Annotated in this window: 4 protein-coding genes; 2 read left to right on the top strand and 2 right to left on the bottom strand. The window is 71.5% G+C overall.

Features of this window, described 5'->3' with window-relative positions; all coding sequences use genetic code 11:
* The coding region (locus ACYVE9_RS20935) for an ATP/GTP-binding protein (protein ID WP_461029429.1) at positions 1-310 on the bottom strand (310 nt) is incomplete at its 3' end.
* A gap of 210 nt (positions 311-520) precedes the next feature.
* Here ACYVE9_RS20935 and ACYVE9_RS20930 point away from each other — a divergent pair.
* Positions 521-1,573 carry an LLM class flavin-dependent oxidoreductase gene (locus tag ACYVE9_RS20930; protein ID WP_461029428.1) on the top strand — a complete coding sequence of 351 codons (1,053 nt, stop codon included), beginning with the start codon at positions 521-523 and terminating at the stop codon, positions 1,571-1,573.
* A gap of 7 nt (positions 1,574-1,580) precedes the next feature.
* On the opposite strand, the gene ACYVE9_RS20925 is transcribed toward ACYVE9_RS20930, so the two are convergent.
* Positions 1,581-1,973: an SCO5389 family protein gene (locus tag ACYVE9_RS20925; RefSeq protein WP_461029427.1), complete on the bottom strand. Its 393-nt coding sequence runs from the start codon at positions 1,971-1,973 to the stop codon at positions 1,581-1,583.
* A gap of 221 nt (positions 1,974-2,194) precedes the next feature.
* Between ACYVE9_RS20925 and nucS the strand changes: the two genes are divergently transcribed.
* Positions 2,195-2,854 carry an endonuclease NucS gene (gene nucS, locus ACYVE9_RS20920; RefSeq protein WP_461029426.1) on the top strand — a complete coding sequence of 220 codons (660 nt, stop codon included), beginning with the start codon at positions 2,195-2,197 and terminating at the stop codon, positions 2,852-2,854.
* The last annotated feature ends 191 nt before the right edge of the window (positions 2,855-3,045 follow it).

The raw sequence follows: 3,045 nt of genomic DNA, 5'->3' as shown, positions 1-3,045 counted from the left end.
GGGAGCGCTGCATGCGGGCGGCGCGGCGGTCCCGCGCGTTCCAGCACGCCCGGTGCCAGTGCCGCCGGTCGTCCGCGCCGCCGTCCTGCTGCCACGCGACGAGGTGCGGTACGCCCGGCGGGATCTGCTGGTCGCAGCCGGGGCACCGGTAGTGTTTGGCCGCGGCGCCACCGGTGATCTGCCGGATCTCCCAGTCCTCGCCCCGCCAGCTGTCGGTACGCTCGAGGCCGTACCGCTCGCCGCCGTCGTCGTCCGCCGCGCGCCGATGGTCGGGTGGTGCACCGCGCGGGCGGTTTCGTCGCGGGGACAACAGGTCACCTCGTGGGTTCGGGGCCGACGGGCCCGGTCGTGGACGGGTACACCAAGCCTACGCACCCCCGTGCACGGCTCCGAGCAGCCGGGAATCCGCTCACTCGTTCCGCTGATGATCCGAAGAACCTCCCGCCAAGCCGTGCCCTTGGCACGTGTCAGCCGTTAGTGCCAATGGGGATGCCGCGTCCGCCGACGAGGAGGAATGGCGATGCGTGTAGGGGCGTTTGTGCTGGCCGCACAGTTCCCGGGCCAGGGACAGGCGGAGGCGCTGCACCGGGCGGTGCGGTCCGCGGAGGCCGCGGAAGCGGCCGGACTGGACGCGGTGTGGCTGGCCGAACATCATTTCGTACCATACGGAACCTGCCCGTCCGCGGTGACGCTGGCGGCGCTGCTGCTGGGACGCACCCGGCGGATCGGCGTCGGCACCGCCGTCAGCGTGCTGCCGACGGTGCACCCGGTGGCGCTGGGCGAGCAGGCCGCGCTGCTGCACGTCACCTCCTCGGGGCGCTTCACGCTGGGCGTGGGACGCGGCGGCCCCTGGGTCGACCTGGAGGTCTTCGGCGGCGGCCTGTCCGCCTACGAGGAGGGCTTTCCCGAGTCACTGGACCTGCTGCTGCGATGGCTGCACGAGCCGCGGGTGGGCGCGGACGGCGAACGGTTCCGCTTCCGCGAGGTTCCGGTGGTGCCGCGCCCCGGCGAGGCGCTCGACGCGCCCGCGGCTCCTCCGGTGGTGGTGGCCTGCACCTCACCCGGCACGGTCCGGCTGGCGGCCCGCCGCGGGCTGCCGATGCTGCTGGGCATGCACTGCGGTGACGAGGAGAAGGCGGAGATGGTCGCCATGTGGCGGCGGGAGGCCCGGGCCGCGGGCCACGACCCGGACCCGGCGGGCGAAGCGGGCCACGTGTCGGCCGGTGTCGTCCAGGTGGCCGACAGCCGGGTCGAGGCGGTCGAGACGCTCACCAAGGCAATGCCCGCCTGGCTCCGCGAGGGTCTGGCCGCTCATGTGACGGTGGACGGCCGCTCCCGCTCGATGCGCGACCCGCTGGCGTACACCGAGTTGCTGGCCGCGCTGCACCCGGTGGGCACACCGCAGCTGTGCGCCGACCGGCTGGCGGCAACCGCCGAACGCACCGGCGTCAGCCGCTTCGCCCTCCTGGTGGAGGGCTCGGGAGACCTGGCCGCCACCGAGCGGAACGTGGCCCGCCTGGGCGTCGAGGTGCTGCCGCTCCTCGACGCCGAGGCGCGGCAGCCCTGCTCCTGACGGTGGGTCAGCAGTCGCGCAGCAGCGGTGACTGGTTGAGCAGTTGCCCACGGAGGGAAGTGAAACGCCGCAGCCGGTCGTCGGCTGAGGCGTCCAACGGGAAGACGGCGACCCGGTGGCAGTTCTGGAAGGCGAGACGCACACCGAAGTGCCGTTCCAGCGACCCACGTATCGCGTCGCTGGCCAGCGCCCGGAGGAGCTGACCCCGATCCTGCTCGGTGGGGGGCGGCGTCTGGTTGTCGGCGAACTCCCCTCCGTCGACCTGCAGCCGTGCCACCAGTGAGCTGATCATCTCCCATGCGTACGGGAGGGAGTTCTTGACGCAGTCGACGAATTCCGCTTCGTCGACCTCGCCTCGCTCGGCCTGTTCCAGAAGGGCCGGTGAGACGTCGAGCGACATGGGGTTCTCCTCTCGCGACCCCGGCAGCCCGGGGCCTTACGGACGGGACAGGAGAGCTCACCTGCCGACGGACGATCTCGGTCGGCGACCCCTCCACTACCAACGGTAATGCCCGAACGAGTCACCGACCATACGGTTGCGCATACAACAGGCCATGTATGAACGGGGAGAGACAGGGGCGAATCGCGTCACCGGCACCCGGTCGAGTAGCGTGACCGACCATGCGTCTTGTCATCGCCCGCTGCTCCGTGGACTACGCCGGCAGGCTCACCGCCCATCTCCCCTCAGCCCCCCGGCTCATCCTGGTGAAGGCTGACGGATCGGTCTCGATCCATGCCGACGACCGGGCCTACAAACCCCTCAACTGGATGTCCCCGCCGTGCACCCTCAAGGAGGAGGACGGTGTGTGGACGGTGGTGAACAAGGGGGGCGAGAAGCTCATCATCACCATGGAGGAGGTGCTGCACGACTCGTCCCACGAGCTCGGCGTCGACCCCGGGCTGATCAAGGACGGCGTGGAGGCGCACCTCCAGGAACTGCTCGCGGACCGCATGGAGACACTGGGCGAGGGCTGGTCGCTGATTCGGCGTGAATACCCCACCGCGATCGGGCCGGTCGACATCCTCGGCCGCGACTCCGACGGGGCGACGGTGGCGATCGAGATCAAGCGGCGCGGCGAGATCGACGGCGTGGAACAGCTCACCCGCTACCTCGAGTTGCTGAACCGCGACCCCCATCTTGCCCCTGTCATGGGCGTGTTCGCGGCCCAGGAGATCAAGCCGCAGGCCCGGGTGCTCGCCACCGACCGCGGTATCCACTGCGTCACGCTCGACTACAACGCCCTGCGCGGCATCGAGGACGACAAGCTCCGCCTCTTCTGAGAGCGACCGGACCGTGCCCGGCCGGTGCGGTCCGGCTCCGGAGCGCTTCCGGCCCGCGCGGCACAGCCCGGGTGCCGTGGCACACGGGCGTCCGCGGTTCCTGCGGCTCCCCGGGCGTCCGTGGTGCGCGGCGCGTGGGTTTCGCGGGCCCCCGGGCGTCCGTGGCCGTCAGGCGAGCGTGGTGGAGAGAT

The sequence above is a fragment of the Streptomyces sparsus genome (genome assembly GCF_054776295.1).
The sequence above is the reverse complement of the archived record's forward strand: the minus strand, read 5'-3'. Positions and strand labels throughout refer to the sequence as shown.

Coding starts and splice junctions, on each gene's coding strand:
- ACYVE9_RS20930 (WP_461029428.1), top strand. CDS start 521: ATGCGTGTAGGGGCGTTTGTGCTGGCCGCACAGTTCCCGGGCCAGGGA.
- nucS (WP_461029426.1), top strand. CDS start 2,195: ATGCGTCTTGTCATCGCCCGCTGCTCCGTGGACTACGCCGGCAGGCTC.
- ACYVE9_RS20925 (WP_461029427.1), bottom strand. CDS start 1,973: ATGTCGCTCGACGTCTCACCGGCCCTTCTGGAACAGGCCGAGCGAGGC.